The organism is Pseudoalteromonas sp. G5_S1_54_S4, from assembly GCF_054968565.1.
The window spans coordinates 1-16,817 of the sequence record NZ_JBQKUL010000065.1; the positions used below are offsets into that span (position 1 = coordinate 1).

The window sequence follows — 16,817 nt, forward strand, 5'->3', positions numbered from 1 at the left end:
TTTTTAGATGCTGTTGTTGATTAAAACTCTAATTCATCAATAGCAATACTATCAGCAAAATAGTCGAGCTCCTGTAGTTCTTTGCGCAAACGTTGCTTATCTTTTATTGCTTCTATTTCGCGCCATTTTCTTTTTTTATTTTTTTGAGAGGTTTTTTTCGATGTATCAGAACCTTCTAATATCTCTATTATTTCGTTTAGGCTATCCATTGATTATCTCCTATTGACCACTTTTTGAACCTCGGCAGTATCTATACCACAGCTATTAATAAAATAGAATATAAATGTGACGAAACTGTTACTGATGGGTGGTATTTTGATGAAGATCAATACAAAAAGAACGTAAATGGGGACAAGTCGAGTATTTAAAGTAAATCGCAGGCATAAAAAAACGCCGCTAAAAGCGACGTTTTTTAACTCATTAAACAGCTGTTAGTTACATCGCTTTAAAGCGTGCCTCTAGTTGCTCTTGCGCATCTGCAAATGAGCGAATACCTTCAGCTAGTTTCTCAGTGGCCATAGCGTCTTGGTTATGTAACCAACGGAACTGTGCTTCGCTAAGTGGCTCAGGTTTTGGCTCTTTAGCAATGTCGCTCTCTAGTAAGTACTCTTGTGCGTCTTCTAAATTACCTAGCTCTTCTAAAAGATTAGGACTAATTGTTAGCTTATCGCAGCCTGTAAGGGCAATAATTTCACCGGTGTTACGAAAGCTTGCGCCCATAACAACCGTTTTGTAATCGTGACGTTTGTAAAACTCAAAAATACTACGCACCGATTGTACGCCAGGATCTTGTAGCGGGTCGGTTGGTTTTTCCATACCGTTTGCTACGTGCCAATCTAAAATTCTGCCAACAAATGGCGAAATTAAAAATACGTTTGCATCAGCACAGGCACGGGCTTGAGCATCACTAAATAAAAGCGTTAAGTTACATTTAGTGCCTTCTTTTTCTAACTGTTCTGCGGCTTTAATGCCTTCCCAAGTAGAGGCAACTTTAATTAAAATCTTGTCTTTGCTTACACCTTCTTTCTCGTAAAGGCTTAGTAAAGTATGTGCTTTATTAATTGTTGCTTGGGTATCAAATGATAAACGTGCATCAACTTCAGTAGAAATATAACCCGGAACAATTTCGCTAATTTCTTTACCGAGTAACACTGCAAAATAGTCACAAGCCAGCTCTAGTTGTTTTGCAGGCTGTTGCTCGGTTTCTTTAGCGTATTGCCATGCTTTATCTAGATAAGGTTTGTAAGCTTCAATCTCGCTCGCTTTTAAAAGCAGCGATGGATTGGTAGTCGCATCTTCAGGTTGATGTTTTTTTATGGCTTCTATATCGCCCGTGTCGGCCACGATAGAAGAATGTTGTTTAAGCCTTTGTAGAGCGCTAGTCATTTGCTTTTCCTCATTCCAAGCAAGTTAAAAGAAAATCTAAACTACCTTAATATAGCTATACTGCAACAGTGTGACAATGCTTGATAGGTCTTATGTCCTTATCAATGAAAAAACGGTAACGGTTGAGTTTTAGGTAGGATAATTTTAAACAAAACGTGCTTTTCGTCTCATTTAATGTTGAAATTGACATTAAATAATTTACAAGTCAATAGCTAACTATGATCACTGTTATTTCACCAGCAAAGAATCTTGATTACGACACGCCACCCGCAACAGATAAGTTCACTCAACCTGAATTACTTGAGCACAGCGAAGCGCTCATGAAAGTATGCCGTGAACTAACTCCTGCGCAGATTGGTAGTTTAATGAAAATTAGCGATAAGCTCGCGGGCCTTAATGCAGCACGTTTTAGTGAGTGGGCGCAACCGTTTACTACGAGTAATGCTAAACAAGCGGTGCTTGCCTTTAACGGCGATGTATACGGCGGGTTAGATGCTAATACCCTCACTACTAAGCAGCTTGATTACGCTCAAGACCATTTACGTATACTTTCGGGATTATACGGATTATTAAAACCACTTGATCTAATGCAAGCCTACCGCCTAGAAATGGGTACAAAGCTTGAAAACAGCCGTGGTAAAAACCTATATGAGTTTTGGGGCAGTATTATTGCTAATAAACTTAACGACGTTTTAGCGGCACAAGATGCACAATACTTAGTTAATTTAGCGTCTAACGAATACTTTAAAGCGGTAGATAAAAAAACGCTTAACGCACAAATTATTACGCCACATTTTAAAGACTGTAAAAACGGTCAATATAAAGTGATTAGCTTTTACGCTAAAAAAGCGCGCGGCATGATGGCGCGTTACCTTATCGAAAACCAAGTCACGCAATTAAGTCAGCTTAAAGAGTTTACCGTGGCCGGTTATTACTTTAGCTCAGAAGCAACCACTAAAGAACTTGAACCGGTATTTTTGCGCGAAGAGCAAAGCTAAATTTAGCGCTATTTGCAGCTAAACACATACCCAAAAAGCTATGCATTGCATGGCTTTTTTTATACTGGCGCTATTTTTGCAAACCTTAGGTTATTAATAGAAACTAAGGTATAAAATAAATGCTCTCAATTCCCTCAATTACAGAAGCCGAAAAACTTATAGAAGAGAAGCTCGGCGGTTGGTTTGATGTTGTTATAAGTCATATCCCTAACTTTATAGTCGCGGTGATTATTGCCATTCTATTTTCATTTATTGCCCGCCTTGCAGGCAAAGGAATGAAAAAAGTATTGCGTCGCTCGCTCGATTCTACTCAAATTGCTGACTTAATGGCCTCCATTTTTAAAGTTATTGTTCTGAGTGTCGGGGTCTTTATTGCCCTTGATTTTATGGGCTTAAAAAGTACCGTTACGTCACTGCTTGCGGGTGCAGGTATTGTTGGTCTCGCCATTGGTTTTGCTTTTCAAGATATGACCGAAAACCTAATTGCGGGTATTGCTATGGGTATTCGTAAACCGTTCAAAGCGGGTGATGTTATCGAGACCGATAACGTATTTGGTTCAGTGCATTCAATAAACTTGCGCAACACACTAATAGAGAGCTTTTACGGGCAGTTGATACTGGTTCCTAATAAAATACTATTTAGAAATGTACTGCGTAATTACAGCACTTTAGGGGTCAGAAGAATAGAGGTACCTGTAGGTATTTCTTACGCTGATGATATAGAAAAAGCCAGTGAAGTTATTGTCGAAAAAATTAATCAATTTGACTTTGTGATCCGCAAAAATGAGACCGCGGTGTACGCAGAAGGCTTTGGTGATAGCAGTATAAACTTACTGGTATGGTTTTGGATTAAATACCCTGGTGAGCCCGATTTTATGACGGTGCGTCACAAAGGGGTTGTGGCAGTAAAGCAAGCACTCGATGCTGCTGATATAAGTATTCCGTTTCCTATTCGTACGTTGGATTTTGGTATTAAGGGCGGTGAAAAACTCGATGCCATGATAAGCGATAAAATAAGTCAGCATTCGACTAAAAGTGAAAGCAATGGCAGCGATAGCTCAAACTAGATTGAGTAAGCTGAGTGGGAAATAAATTCCCACTTACAGCGCGTTTTTACAATCAAATATTAGTGATTTATATTTCTACCATAAACAATAGAATGAATTTAATGGGTTAATAGTACTATGTTCAGACGTTTGGTATCATTAGAGGAGAAATGATGTAGAGTAACTATTATTTATAGTTTTCCCCATACTGCATATAATAGGGATAGTTTAAGACTACATTAAATACACATTATAAAGAGGGCAGTATGTCAAATAAGCCTAAAAAGTCTGTTTTAATAACCGATCTAGATAATACTTTGTTCGATTGGTTTGACATTTGGTGTGCGACTTTTATCCCAATGCTTGAAAAGGTTGTTGAAATATCTGGTATACCTAAAGAAGTGTTAATTCAAGAGATAAAGCCTATACATCGGAAACATGGAACTGCTGAGTATGCATTTATTTTAGAGGAGTTACCTTCTTTAAAAAATATGTATGGCTCTAGAGAAAATATTATAGAGGCACTTAATCCTGCAATTCATTTGGCTAGGAGTAACAGAATTAAACATATGAGATTATTTTCTGGTGTTTATGATACTTTAACTGAGTTGAAATGCAGACGTGTAAGGGTTATAGCTTATACAGAATCAAAAGAGTGGTATACCAAATATAGATTGCAACGTTTAGGATTAGATTTTTTTATTGAGAGGGTTTACTCACCAAGAGATCATCAAGAAATCCCTATTAATGATGGCGAACGTACTAAGTTAAGTTTCGCAAATATTAAATTTTTAAATACACCCGTTAACGAATTTAAACCGAATCCCAAATTATTATTAGATATAATAAATGAGCTAGATGTTGAAAAAGATGAATGTGTTTATATCGGTGATTCAGAGATAAAAGACATAGATATGGCTAAGGATGCAGGTGTTACATCTGTATTTGCGAAATATGGTGTAGGGCATTTTGAAGAAAGGCCAGATGATTATAATTTGCTTCGAGATGTAACTCATTGGACATCTGAGGAAGTTGAAAGAGAAAGAGCTCTTAAAGAGAAGGGAGTAAGACATAAGGCTGATTTCTCTATTAACAATTTTTCAGAACTTTTAGACATAATTGACTTTCGTAGATAAACCGGTGATGAAATTAATGAGCAATGAGTTAACAATAAATGAGCGAACAACGCATCTAGTTGAATATTGGAAACAGACCACCTTAGTTCAACAGCATTTTAATGATATATCGATGAAAGTAAGAAATTTTGCAATCGTTATCTTCTCTGGTTTTTTAACAGGTGTTGCATTATCTATTCATAAGGGAATTTTTGTTGATTTCTTCGGCTTGAAATTATCAGCGGGCATAATATTCTCGGTTGCAGGTGCCTTCGTCACTCAGCTAATACATTTTATGGATACCTATTGGTACCATGTATTCCTTAAAGGTGCAGTTGGTACATCGATGAAAGTTGAAAAAGAGATAAATGAAATATTAGGGATAAGCCAGCTAGCAGATGGTATAACTAGTCAAAGCCAAAATGTTTCTATTTTATCACTATTCGGGTTAATTCACTTACCTATAGGTACTCAGTCAAGTAGCACAACAGATAAGAATAAATACAGGTTTTTTCTTTTTAAAGAAATTAAGGTTGATAGTACTTTAAGACATAAAATCTTTTACAGATGGTTAGTCGTCATTATTTTGAGTACTGGTTTTGCTAGTTTATTTATAACGATACCTGAGGCAAAAAATATTAAAGATAATTCAATTCAACCACAGACTAGTATAACGCGGGGGGGAAAAAACTCTTTTAGCGCTACCTAAAGATGTTGAACTTCTTAAAGTTGCTGAAAAAGCTGAAAAAGCTGAAATTATTAAATAAGTATTACATCATTTTTATCTATGGATATATTAAATCGCAACATCGTACATATTTATGTAGATGTTGCGTTGAGAGTAGAAGTTCTGAGAATGATCTAAGACGAGTATTTTAAATAATAGCGATGTTATTTTTAATGCGTTTAACTCCATCCATATTTTCTAAAAATTTTTGTGCAAGAGCACGTTCAAAACCGTTATTAGCTTTGCCTTTAAGTTCAACGTCGCCATTTTCGACCTGTACGTTCAAATTTTCTAATTCTAAATTTGGATTAGTACGTAACTCATGAGTAATAGATTGTTGTAAATTAGGTTGTGTGGCCACACTACTTACTACTGCTAAATGCGTTGCTGCACTAACTTTAAAAGCAGAGACTAATAAAAATAAACAACAAAACGAAATAAAACCGATAGTAAATTTAATGCGACTCATAACTATATCCTTAGTGTTTTTGAAAAAGCAGCGCCGTTACTCGGCGTTTTAATACTCATACACTAGCTTGGGTTACAAGTTTCATTCCAAAATTAACCATTTGAAATAATTAGATATTTTATTAAGTAGTTATTCAGCTAAGTAGTTTTTACATATTACTCTGAATTGCTTACTCACTGTTTTTAAGCCACAAAAAAGCCGACAAACGTCGGCTTAATCAAATGTATTAAAGCTAAAGCTATTTTTTCTTTTTAGCTTTGGCTTTTTTCTTCGCTTTCATTTTTACTGGATCTTTACGCTTTTTAACTGGTGGCTTAGCTTCTTTATGTTTTGGCTCTAATCCTTTAAATACACGGCGTTTTAGCTTCTGCTCTATGTAACGTTCTACTTTGTAAAGGATGCCAATATCGTGCGCTTCAATTAGTGAAATCGCTATGCCTTTTTTACCCGCGCGGCCTGTACGGCCAATACGGTGTACGTAAACATCTGCAGTGCGAGGCATATCAAAGTTAATTACGTGGCTTATATCAGCTACATCAATACCACGCGCGGCGACATCGGTCGCGACTAAAATGCGGGTTTTGCCACTGTGGAAATTTTCCATAGCTTTCATGCGTTTATCTTGTGGCATTTCACCACGTAACCACGCAGCTTTTACGCCGTTATTAGTAAGCTCACCAATAAGGGTTTCAAGACGCTCACGGGTTTTTACAAACACAATCGCTTTACTAACATCAGGGCCATTTAAAGTGTTAACTAATAGCTCTAGTTTATGGCGGTAGTCGTCGGCTAAATGAACCCATTGATGAATTTTAGCTTTTTCTTTGCGTGATGATTCGGCTTCAAGTAGCGCGGGGTCGTTTAAAATACGCTCAGCAAATAATTCTACGCTATCGCCCTCAAGGGTGGCTGAGAATAAAAAGCACTGACGGCGGTTCTTAGCTTCATCACAAATGCGCAGCATTTCTTTACGAAAACCCATGTCGAGCATGCGGTCGGCTTCATCAAGAATGAGCATTTCTACGTTTTCTGCATGGAAGTTTTCGGTTTCTAAATATTCCATTAAACGCCCAGGTGTGGCGATTAAAATGTCATTATTATTTTCAAAAATTTCTTTGTGTGTACCGTAGTTTATACCGCCGGTAACCACCCCAATTTTTAACTGGGTTTGTTTTGCAAGTAACTCACATTGTTCATGAATTTGATAAGCAAGCTCGCGCGTTGGGGTCATAATTAATACCCGTGCAAAGCCCGGGTCACGACGTGGGAAATCCATTAAATATTGAATTGCCGGAATTAAAAATGCCGCCGTTTTACCTGTACCTGTTGGTGCCGACGCTAAAATATCGCGTCCTTGCAACGCCTCAGGAATGGCTTGTTGTTGAATGCTAGTGGGGGTTTCATAGCCCATTTTATTAATAGCATTGAGTAGCTTATCATCAAGATCAAATTCAGAAAATTGCATAGAGTGTCAAAAATAGGGGACAATTGCCGTTAATTATACGCACTTAAACCTGCTTGGTGAATGAAAAGGTGAAAAAATGTCTGGTTTTGCATTTAAACAATTTAAGGTTGAGCACGACCAGTGCGCCATGAAGGTCTCTACCGATGGTATTTTACTGGGCGCATGGGCTGATTTAAGCCACGCAAATACGTTACTTGATATAGGAACAGGCACAGGGTTACTGGCTCTAATGTGTAAGCAACGAGCGCCACATTTAAAGGTGAGTGCGGTTGAAGTTGATGAAGCCGCCTACCAGCAGGCTTTACAAAATTGCCAGCAAAGTCCTTGGCGAGATATTAGTATTTACCATCAGCCTATTCAGCAGTTTGAGGCTGTGGGTTTATTTGATTGTGTTATAGCTAATCCGCCTTATTTTAATCACAGTTTAAAAGGTGATAATGCAGCGCGAAATACCGCTCGCCATACCGATGGTTTAAGTTTTGCAGAACTGCTTGGTGCGTTTAGGCATCTAAGTCATCAACATTCGCGTTTTAATCTTATTTTACCCACCACTGAGGCGCAGTTATTTATAACATTAGCACAGCAGCAAGGGCTGCATTTAAATCGTCACTGCAAAGTACAAGCTATGCCAAATAAGCCCTTTAGCCGCAGTTTGATGACTTTTAGTTATGATGATGGCGAAGTAAGTAAAAGCACCCTATGCATAAGGGAGTTAAGTAATGCTTACAGTCAAGACTACATTGCACTGTGCAAGGCGTTTTATTTAAATATGTAATACCACGCTGTATGCCTAAAGCATTTTTACGTAGAGTGTTTTATAAAGGGTTGTTAGTATGGCACCATTATTGACTCATATTTAAAGTAATTTGATGAATTTATTAACTAAAAAATCAAAAAAAATACTATTACTAGCCCTTTTAGCGGGCAGCTTATTTAACACCTCTGAGGTTTTTGCTAACCCCACACCGGTTGGGCTTTGGAAAACTATTAACGAAGAGACCAACGAGGCTAAGTCGTACGTGCGCATTACTGAGCAAGATGGCGTGCTGACTGGTAAAATTGAAAAAATACTTAATAAAGCCAAGCAAGATGCACTTTGCACCGAGTGTGATGGTGATAAAAAGAATCAACCTATGTTGGGGATGACCATTATTGAAGATGTGATCTATGCGGGTGACGGTAGTTGGGAAGACGGTGAAATACTCGACCCAAATAACGGTAAAACCTACAGCGTGCGTTTAACACCGCAGCAAAATGGCGAAAAACTTGAAGTGCGTGGTTATGTGGGCTTTTTTTACCGTAACCAATACTGGTTAAAAGTAGAATAGTTAAGAATTAAAAAGCGCTGCATGGCAGCGCTCTTTGCAATAGTGAGTTATAGGGTTTCAGCGTACTCTGTCATCACTTGTTCTACCCACGTGGCAATACGCTCGTCGCTTAGTTCGTACTGACTGTCTTCGTCTAATGCTAAACCTACAAACTGTTTACCGTCTTCGGTAAGTGCTTTTGATGCTTCAAATTCGTAATTACTGTCGTTCGGCCAAAAGCCTAATTGAGTAATGGCTTGGGCATTTATTTCGTCGTGAAGCATGCCTAATGCGTCTTGAAACCACTGGCCATACCCTTGCTGATCGCCCATGCCAAATAAGGCTATAGTTTTACCATTTAGGTCAACGTCTTTTATGTCGTCCCACTTTGATTCCCAGTCTTCTTGAATTTCGCCAAAGTCCCACGTAGAAATACCAAAAATGATAAAGTCATATTGCTCAGCGTTTTTAAGCGGCTCGTCTTTAATATTATGTAAGCTGACAATGTCGGCGCCAATAATATCGCGTATTTTTTCTGCCGCCATTTCGGTATAGCAGGTAGTAGAACCAAAAAATAAACCAATCTGCATCGTATTTATCACTGTGTAATTGCCTGTTATGATAGGCTCAAGTTTACCGTAAGGTATTTTTAATTGATACCTTCTCCCGTGGTATTACCAACATGAGATCACAACGTGACAACGCTATCTGACGATTTACCTGAACAAAATACTGAGCTAAGCAGCAATAGCGACTTTTTAGAAACCTTTTTAGATAGCCTCTATTTAGAGCAAGGCGTGAGCGAAAATACACTGAGCGCCTATCGCAGTGACCTAGATAAGTTTTGCCAGTTTTTAAAAGGCGAAAATTTAATGACGGTAACCAGCCTAGATGTTGAAAGTTACCTAGCACACCGCGTTGATTTAGGGCTAAAACCACGCAGCACTGCGCGAAGTATTAGTGCATTAAAACGTTTTTATCAGTACTTTGTGCGTGAAAAAATAATTAGCGACTCACCTATGGTCAATATTGCTCAGCCAAAGGCAGGGCAGTCGTTACCAAAAACGCTATCTGAGGCCGAAGTAGAAGCGCTATTAAGTGCGCCCAACATTGAAGAGCCAATGGGGCTGCGCGATAAAGCCATGCTGGAGTTACTGTATGCAACAGGCCTGCGGGTAACTGAGCTGGTGGGGCTTAGAATGGAGCAAATAAATTTGCGCCAAGCTGTGGTGTTTGTAAAAGGTAAGGGAAACAAAGAGCGGCTAGTGCCTTTAGGTGAAGAAGCTATGTATTGGCTCGAGCAGTTTTTAAAGCTCGGGCGCGCACAAATGATAAAACACGCCACCGATTTTGTATTTCCCTCAAAGCGAGGGGTGGGTATGACACGACAAACTTTTTGGCATCGGATTAAACACTATGCTATTTTAGCATCCGTTGAGTCGCCGTTATCACCCCATACCTTGCGACATGCATTTGCAACGCATTTATTAAATCATGGGGCTGACTTGCGTGTGGTGCAGATGATGCTTGGCCACAGCGACCTATCAACTACCCAAATTTATACGCATGTAGCGAATGAGCGATTAAAATCGGTGCATGCTGAGCATCACCCTCGTGCTTAAGCGAATTTTTTTGTCACTAAGCCGGTCATATAGACACGATAAGATAAGTATTTTTAGGATAGAGAACCCGTTATGAAAAAATTAATGTTAGCAGGTGCCATGTTGTGCACTAGTTTGAGCGCTTTTGCTAATAGCGTTGCAGTCACTCCGGATGCTACAGATCCTATCGTGACGAAATTTGCCGCGCTAGGGGTGACCGTTAAACAAATTAATCCAAGCCCAGTTGCAGGCTTAAAAGAATTGATCACCAATAAAGGTGTGCTGTATGCAAGTCCTGACGGTCAATTTTTAATGCAAGGTACGCTAATCGATCTAAACAACCGTAGTAACTTAACCGAGCAAGCACTTAATGGTGTGCGCCAATCAGGGTTAAAAGAATACGAAGACTCAATGATTGTTTACAAAGCACCTGAAGAGAAGCACAGCATTACTGTATTTACCGATATTAGCTGTGGTTACTGTCGTAAATTACACCGTGAACTAGATGACTTACTTGATGCGGGTATTACCGTTAAGTATTTAGCGTTTCCGCGTGGCGGTCTGCAAGGATCTGGTTACGCTGATTTAATGAATGTATGGTGTGCGAAAGATCAGCAAGAAGCATTAACTGAAGCTAAATCGGGTGCAGATACCCAAATTGTTAAAGGCTGTAGCGCACCTGTTGCTGAGCATTATCAGTTAGGCCAGAGTTTTGGTATTAGCGGTACACCGGCTATTATTTTAGAAGATGGCACGATGATCCCAGGTTATCAGCCTGCTGCGGCATTAAGCGCAGCGCTTGAGGCTAACAAAGCGGGCTAAGCAATACCCCGAGTATGTGTTTAAAAAGGCCTTAATGGCCTTTTTTTGTCTTATATCATGAACATCATAAGTTAAAAACTAGCATGAAAAAAATGATCATTGCGCGAGAACCCGTTGACGACTCTCATCTGCCGAGCCATCTTCACCCTGTTATCAAGCAAATTTATGCCACGCGAAATGTGTCCCATGCCGATGAGCTAAACAATAGCGCAGCTACACTCCACGACTTCAAACTTTTTAAAGATATAGACAAAGCCAGCCAACTATTAATTGATGCACTGCATACACAAAGTAAAATACTAATTGTTGGCGATTTTGACGCCGATGGCGCAACCAGCACCGCCACCTTAATGCAAGGGTTGGCCATGTTTGGCTTTACCCATTTAGATTATTTAGTGCCAGACCGCTTTAGTTTAGGTTATGGCTTAAGCCCAGCATTGGCTGAGCAAATAGTCACTATGCAGCCCGATTTAGTGATCACCGTAGATAACGGTATATCGTGTATTGCAGGGATTGATATTGTTAAAGCAGCAGGCATTAAAGTGCTGGTTACAGATCATCATTTACAAGGCGAGCAACTGCCTAATGCCGATGCTATTGTTAATCCTAATCGCCATGACTGTGATTTTCCCTCTAAGTCGATAGCCGGTGTTGGGGTGGCGTTTTATTTACTTATCGCACTGAGAAGTGCGCTGCGTGAACAAGGCTACTTTAACCAACATCCTATGCCAAATATTGCTGACTTACTCGATATTGTAGCCCTTGGTACGGTGGCCGATGTGGTGGCTCTGGATGCGAATAACCGTACGTTAGTGCATCAAGGCTTGGCACGTATTCGAAGTGGTAAAACCCGCCCAGGTATCACCGCACTGATTGAAGTGGCTAATCGCAATGCAGCTCGTTTGAGTGCCAGCGATTTTGGCTTTTCATTGGCGCCACGTTTAAATGCAGCAGGGCGTTTAGATGATATGAGCCTAGGTATAGCTTGCTTACTTAGCAACGACATAAATCAAGCAAGGCGCATAGCCGGTGAGCTTGACAGCTTAAACTTTGCCAGACGTGAAATAGAGCAAGGCATGCAAGTAGAAGCGCAAGCCGTGCTCGATAGGCTAGCATTTAAAGAAGATAGCGTACCTGATGCTATTTGTTTGTATCAAGACGATTGGCACCAAGGCGTTATTGGCATTTTAGCGGGGCGCTTAAAAGAAAAATACCACCGCCCAACCGTGATATTTGCGGGTGGCGAAAACGGTGAGATAAAAGGTTCATGTCGCTCTATTGAAGGTTTACATATGCGCGACCTGCTTGAAGGTTTAAACACTGCGCAGCCTGGTTTAATTAATAAATTTGGCGGCCACGCAATGGCGGCAGGTTTAAGTATTAACGAGCAACAATTTACTGAGTTCAAACGCGCATTTAATAGTGCAGTTAGCGAGCAACTCAGTGAAGAAAGTAAACGCTGTATTGTATTTACAGATGGTGAGTTACCTAATGATTGCTTTAGCATGGATTTTGCCCAGCTTTTAAAACAATCGGGCCCGTGGGGGCAGCAGTTTCCTGAGCCGATATTTGAACACACCTTTGAAGTAATCCAACAGCGTATTGTGGGTGAAAAACACTTAAAGCTAGTATTAAAGCATCAGTCTGCACGCTTAGTGGATGCCATTGCCTTTGGGATTGATGTAAAAGCTTGGCCAGATACCGAGGCGCAGTTTGTTAAAGTAGCGTATCAGCTCGATATAAATGAATTTAGAAGTAAATTTAGCTTACAACTTATAGTTAGAGAGCTTGAAAAAGTGGGCTAAAAAATATCTTCAAACCATGCATAAAAGGCTAATAAAACGCGCGGTTTTTTGTTAAAATCGGGCGTTTTTATTATTTAATGATTTTTAATTGCGCTCGGTCTCTTTTTTAAGTGCGCAATAACCTAGCCATTTTGGAGTAATGTACATGTTTGAAGTGAATCCTGTGATTAATCAAATCAAGGAAATTCGCGAACGTACTGAACTGCTTCGGGGGTACCTTTGACTACGCTCTTAAACAAGAACGTTTAGAAGAAGTTAACGCCGAACTTGAAGATTCAGCCGTATGGAATGAGCCTGAGCGCGCACAAGCCCTTGGTCGTGAAAAGTCAGCACTAGAAGCCGTGGTTGAAACAATCGATAACCTTGTTGCTGGTACTGACGATGTTGAAGGTTTAGTAGAGCTTGCTGTTGAAGCTGAAGACCAAGACACTTTTGATGAAGCACAAAGCGAACTAGCTGATTTAAACCAGCAGCTTGAAGGGCTTGAGTTTCGTCGTATGTTTTCAGGCTCTCACGATTCAAACGATGCCTACCTTGATTTACAATCAGGCTCTGGCGGTACTGAAGCACAAGACTGGTGTAATATTTTACTGCGTATGTACTTACGCTGGGGTGAAGCAAAAGGCTTTAAAGTAGAGCTTGTTGAAGCCACCGATGGCGATGTTGCTGGTATTAAAGGCGCAACGGTGCGTTTTTCTGGCGAATACGCTTATGGTTGGTTACGCACTGAAACAGGCGTACACCGCCTCGTTCGTAAAAGTCCATTTGACTCAAGTGGTCGTCGTCATACCTCGTTTGCTTCTGCGTTTGTTTACCCAGAAGTTGATGACAACATTGAGATTGATATTAATCCGTCTGACTTACGTATAGACGTTTACCGTGCATCAGGCGCGGGTGGTCAGCACGTAAATACCACTGAATCAGCGGTACGTATTACTCACGTGCCAACTAATACTGTGGTGCAGTGTCAAAACGAGCGCTCGCAGCATAAAAATAAAGCCCAAGCAATGAAGCAGTTAAAAGCGAAATTATTTGAGCTTGAGCTACAACAGCAAAATGCAGAAAAGCAAAGCCAAGAAGACAACAAGTCTGATATTGGCTGGGGAAGTCAAATTCGTTCTTACGTACTTGATGACTCGCGTATTAAAGATTTACGTACCGGCGTTGAAAACCGTAACACTCAAGCGGTACTCGATGGCGACTTAGACAAATTTATTGAAGCCAGCTTAAAATCTGGTTTATAACCACCAAGCTAAAAAAGAGCTAAAAAATGACTGATCAAATCCAAGACGAAAATAAGTTAATCGCTGAGCGTCGCGGCAAATTAGACGCTATTCGCGAAAATTGCCCAGCCAACGGTCATCCAAACCAATTCCGTCGTGAGCATTACACGGCAGATTTGCAGGCTGAGTTTGGTGATAAGAGTAAAGAAGAATTAATCGAATTACAGCACGTAGTATCGATTGCAGGTCGTATTCTTGCTAAGCGTGGTCCGTTTATGTCTATTCAAGATATGAAAGGCCGTGTACAAGTTTATGCATCAAAAGACGTACAAAAAGATTTAAAAGCAAAATATGGCCAGCTTGATATTGGCGATATTATTGGTGTTAAAGGGCCGCTTAATAAATCGGGTAAAGGCGATTTATACGTAGACATGGCTGAGTACGAACTACTGACTAAGTCACTTCGTCCACTTCCTGAAAAATTCCATGGCCTATCGGATCAAGAAACGAAATACCGTCAGCGTTATGTTGATTTAATTACTAACGAAGCAACGCGTGAAACATTCCGTATTCGCTCACAAGTGGTTGAAGGTATTCGTCGCTTTTTAGCAGACCGCGATTTTATGGAAGTAGAAACGCCAATGCTACAGGTTATTCCTGGTGGTGCATCTGCGCGTCCATTCGTAACTCATCATAATGCGCTTGATATCGACATGTACTTACGTATTGCGCCTGAGCTTTACTTAAAGCGTTTAGTAGTAGGTGGTTTTGACCGTGTATTCGAAATTAACCGTAACTTCCGTAACGAAGGGTTATCGACACGCCACAACCCAGAATTCACTATGATTGAGTTCTACCAAGCGTATGCTGACTACATTGATTTAATGAACATCACCGAAGACATGTTACGTACAGTTGCAACTAACGTACTGGGCAGCCCAATTGTGGTTAACACCACTAAAGATGAAAACGGTGAAGTGATTGATTCAGTAGAGTATGACTTTGGTCAACCGTTCACACGTTTAAGCATGAGTGACGCAATCTTAAAATATAACCCTGAGTTTGATGCTGCGGTATTTAACGACCCAGAAAACCACTTTGAAGAATTAAAAGCGTACGCTAAACAAGTGCATGTTAAAATTCCTGAAAACTGCGTATGGGGCCCGGGTAAGTTTTTATGTGAAATATTTGAAGAGACGGCTGAGCATATGCTTATCCAACCGACATTTATCACAGGGTATCCGTGGGAAGTATCGCCACTTGCACGTCGTAACGACGAAAACCCATTTGTAACTGACCGCTTTGAATTCTTTGTTGGTGGCCGTGAGCTTGCAAATGGTTTCTCTGAGCTTAATGATGCACAAGATCAAGCTGAGCGTTTTTCTCGCCAAGTTGAAGAAAAAGACGCAGGTGATGATGAAGCAATGCACTACGACGAAGACTACATTCGCGCACTTGAGTATGGTTTACCACCAACGGCAGGTGAGGGCATAGGTATTGACCGTTTAGTGATGCTATTTACTGACTCATCAACTATCAAAGATGTTATTTTATTCCCGCACATGCGCCCACAAGCTGACTAAGCTTGAAGGAATAAACTATAAAATTATTAACGCCGCTAATTAGCGGCGTTTTTTTTTGCCTTATTGTTTGTGAGACATTGCCTAAACTTCATATTAGGGCTTTTAATTAATAAGTACTACACTGATAATTAAGTGTAAGTATAAAAGTAAATTAATCTTTAATTCAGCTTCATTATCATAAAGTTGCTTGACTGCTTAGCAACATTACAGCAGTGCTATAACTTTTTGGTATGATTGTTTTTTAAACATTATGTTGTATTTATGTGAATTTTTTAGCTAAAATGTGGCCTAAATTTATACACGGTCATTCTTAGTCGTAAAAAATAAAAATTTCTAAAGGACTTAGAGAAATAATATGAAAGCTAAACGAGTAGAATCTTTACCTGATGAGAACACTACAGAGCAACAGCGAGAAGCGTATTATCGCGCGTGTATTGCCGAGTTTCAGAAGTTAGGCTATCAAGAGCAATACCTTGCTGAACTTACGGACGAACTAGTGCCAGTGATGGGTGTAAATTCAAGCACCCCAAACACTTAACCTGATTATTTTTCAAACTAATTACACTTTAAAACTAGGCATGTGTGCAATCTATAGCCATATAGTCACTTTTGTCAGAAAAGTGTTTGACATATTTTCTGAAATCTTTATTATACGCCCCACAAGACGGAGAGGTGTCCGAGTGGCCGAAGGAGCTCCCCTGCTAAGGGAGTATAGAGTTTGTAGCTCTATCGAGGGTTCGAATCCCTCCCTCTCCACCATTTTTTAAATGGCGCATCTTGTAAAATAAAGTATGGGCGCATAGCTCAGCTGGATAGAGTACCTGGCTACGAACCAGGCGGTCGGAGGTTCGAATCCTCCTGCGCCCACCATACTTTACTCTCTTTTAGAGAACGCTCTGCTTAGAGTTAAAACAAGCAAAATGAAAGTGGGCGCATAGCTCAGCTGGATAGAGTACCTGGCTACGAACCAGGCGGTCGGAGGTTCGAATCCTCCTGCGCCCACCACTTTCATTGCAACTCCTGCTAAGAGTATAAAATAAGTAAAGTGTTGGCTAACGCCAAGCGGTCGAAGGTTCATTCTTATTAGATACGTCCTACGCTCACCACTTTCAACTCTCACTTAGAGTTTAAATAAGTAAATATGAAAGTGGGCGCATAGCTCAGCTGGATAGAGTACCTGGCTACGAACCAGGCGGTCGGAGGTTCGAATCCTCCTGCGCCCACCACTTTCATAAATAAGCCGACATTAAGTCGGTTTTTTTGTGCCTGA

Annotated in this window: 17 protein-coding genes and 4 tRNA genes; 16 read left to right on the forward strand and 5 right to left on the reverse strand. The window is 40.2% G+C overall.

Going from position 1 to position 16,817, the window contains the following annotated elements:
• Positions 1-20: 20 nt before the first annotated feature.
• Both ACTRWE_RS17520 and tal read right to left on the reverse strand, forming a co-directional pair.
• Positions 21-209 carry a DUF3545 family protein gene (locus ACTRWE_RS17520; RefSeq protein WP_008110646.1) on the reverse strand — a complete coding sequence of 63 codons (189 nt, stop codon included), beginning with the start codon at positions 207-209 and terminating at the stop codon, positions 21-23.
• Between the two features lie 226 nt (positions 210-435).
• Positions 436-1,386 carry a transaldolase gene (gene tal, locus ACTRWE_RS17525; protein ID WP_008110647.1) on the reverse strand — a complete coding sequence of 317 codons (951 nt, stop codon included), beginning with the start codon at positions 1,384-1,386 and terminating at the stop codon, positions 436-438.
• A gap of 218 nt (positions 1,387-1,604) precedes the next feature.
• Here tal and yaaA point away from each other — a divergent pair, with 218 nt between their 5' ends.
• The 4 genes from yaaA to ACTRWE_RS17545 all read left to right on the forward strand — a co-directional run bounded on the left by yaaA (position 1,605) and on the right by ACTRWE_RS17545 (position 5,254).
• Positions 1,605-2,384: a peroxide stress protein YaaA gene (gene yaaA / locus ACTRWE_RS17530; RefSeq protein ID WP_024600793.1), complete on the forward strand. Its 780-nt coding sequence runs from the start codon at positions 1,605-1,607 to the stop codon at positions 2,382-2,384.
• 119 nt (positions 2,385-2,503) lie between these two features.
• Positions 2,504-3,451 (forward strand): mechanosensitive ion channel family protein, encoded by a 948-nt coding sequence (locus ACTRWE_RS17535; RefSeq protein WP_462880408.1) that lies wholly within the window; start codon positions 2,504-2,506, stop codon positions 3,449-3,451.
• A gap of 245 nt (positions 3,452-3,696) precedes the next feature.
• The gene (locus ACTRWE_RS17540; RefSeq protein ID WP_193050841.1) at positions 3,697-4,566 is read left to right on the forward strand and encodes an HAD family hydrolase; all 870 of its coding nucleotides are present in this window, start codon (positions 3,697-3,699) and stop codon (positions 4,564-4,566) included.
• 16 nt (positions 4,567-4,582) lie between these two features.
• Complete coding sequence (locus ACTRWE_RS17545) at positions 4,583-5,254, forward strand: hypothetical protein (RefSeq protein ID WP_462880409.1); 672 nt, start codon at positions 4,583-4,585, stop codon at positions 5,252-5,254.
• Between the two features lie 166 nt (positions 5,255-5,420).
• On the opposite strand, the gene ACTRWE_RS17550 is transcribed toward ACTRWE_RS17545, so the two are convergent.
• Positions 5,421-5,741 (reverse strand): BON domain-containing protein, encoded by a 321-nt coding sequence (locus ACTRWE_RS17550; RefSeq protein WP_193050844.1) that lies wholly within the window; start codon positions 5,739-5,741, stop codon positions 5,421-5,423.
• Positions 5,742-5,979: 238 nt separating this feature from the next.
• Positions 5,980-7,206: an ATP-dependent RNA helicase SrmB gene (gene srmB, locus ACTRWE_RS17555; RefSeq protein WP_013465810.1), complete on the reverse strand. Its 1,227-nt coding sequence runs from the start codon at positions 7,204-7,206 to the stop codon at positions 5,980-5,982.
• Between the two features lie 76 nt (positions 7,207-7,282).
• Here srmB and ACTRWE_RS17560 point away from each other — a divergent pair, with 76 nt between their 5' ends.
• Both ACTRWE_RS17560 and ACTRWE_RS17565 read left to right on the forward strand, forming a co-directional pair.
• Complete coding sequence (locus ACTRWE_RS17560; protein ID WP_462880410.1) at positions 7,283-7,981, forward strand: tRNA1(Val) (adenine(37)-N6)-methyltransferase; 699 nt, start codon at positions 7,283-7,285, stop codon at positions 7,979-7,981.
• A gap of 94 nt (positions 7,982-8,075) precedes the next feature.
• On the forward strand, positions 8,076-8,534 hold the full coding sequence (locus tag ACTRWE_RS17565) for a DUF2147 domain-containing protein (RefSeq protein WP_462880411.1): 459 nt from the start codon (positions 8,076-8,078) through the stop codon (positions 8,532-8,534).
• Between the two features lie 47 nt (positions 8,535-8,581).
• Here ACTRWE_RS17565 and fldB read toward each other — a convergent pair whose 3' ends face one another.
• Positions 8,582-9,103 carry a flavodoxin FldB gene (fldB, locus tag ACTRWE_RS17570; RefSeq protein WP_008467792.1) on the reverse strand — a complete coding sequence of 174 codons (522 nt, stop codon included), beginning with the start codon at positions 9,101-9,103 and terminating at the stop codon, positions 8,582-8,584.
• A 105-nt stretch (positions 9,104-9,208) separates the two neighbouring features.
• Between fldB and xerD the strand changes: the two genes are divergently transcribed.
• The 10 genes from xerD to ACTRWE_RS17620 all read left to right on the forward strand — a co-directional run bounded on the left by xerD (position 9,209) and on the right by ACTRWE_RS17620 (position 16,773).
• Positions 9,209-10,135, forward strand: a complete 927-nt coding sequence (xerD, locus tag ACTRWE_RS17575; protein WP_008110662.1) for a site-specific tyrosine recombinase XerD — start codon at positions 9,209-9,211, stop codon at positions 10,133-10,135.
• Between the two features lie 72 nt (positions 10,136-10,207).
• Entirely contained in the window at positions 10,208-10,936 is a 729-nt protein-coding gene (gene dsbC, locus ACTRWE_RS17580; protein WP_008467797.1) for a bifunctional protein-disulfide isomerase/oxidoreductase DsbC, read from the forward strand.
• An 83-nt stretch (positions 10,937-11,019) separates the two neighbouring features.
• A complete protein-coding gene (gene recJ, locus ACTRWE_RS17585; protein ID WP_024600788.1) occupies positions 11,020-12,741 on the forward strand; it encodes a single-stranded-DNA-specific exonuclease RecJ in 1,722 nt (573 codons plus the stop codon).
• A gap of 145 nt (positions 12,742-12,886) precedes the next feature.
• A protein-coding gene (gene prfB, locus ACTRWE_RS17590) for a peptide chain release factor 2 (RefSeq protein ID WP_109874146.1) occupies positions 12,887-13,985 on the forward strand; the annotation gives its coding sequence in 2 pieces (ribosomal slippage) (positions 12,887-12,961 and positions 12,963-13,985; 1,098 coding nt in all).
• 26 nt (positions 13,986-14,011) lie between these two features.
• Positions 14,012-15,547, forward strand: a complete 1,536-nt coding sequence (lysS, locus tag ACTRWE_RS17595) for a lysine--tRNA ligase (RefSeq protein WP_024600787.1) — start codon at positions 14,012-14,014, stop codon at positions 15,545-15,547.
• Positions 15,548-15,902: 355 nt separating this feature from the next.
• Entirely contained in the window at positions 15,903-16,085 is a 183-nt protein-coding gene (locus ACTRWE_RS17600) for a hypothetical protein (protein WP_013465804.1), read from the forward strand.
• A gap of 128 nt (positions 16,086-16,213) precedes the next feature.
• Positions 16,214-16,306, forward strand: a tRNA-Ser gene (locus ACTRWE_RS17605).
• 34 nt (positions 16,307-16,340) lie between these two features.
• Positions 16,341-16,417 (forward strand) — tRNA-Arg (locus ACTRWE_RS17610).
• A 58-nt stretch (positions 16,418-16,475) separates the two neighbouring features.
• Positions 16,476-16,552, forward strand: a tRNA-Arg gene (locus ACTRWE_RS17615).
• 144 nt (positions 16,553-16,696) lie between these two features.
• Positions 16,697-16,773: transfer RNA gene (locus ACTRWE_RS17620), tRNA-Arg, on the forward strand.
• Positions 16,774-16,817 lie beyond the last annotated feature (44 nt).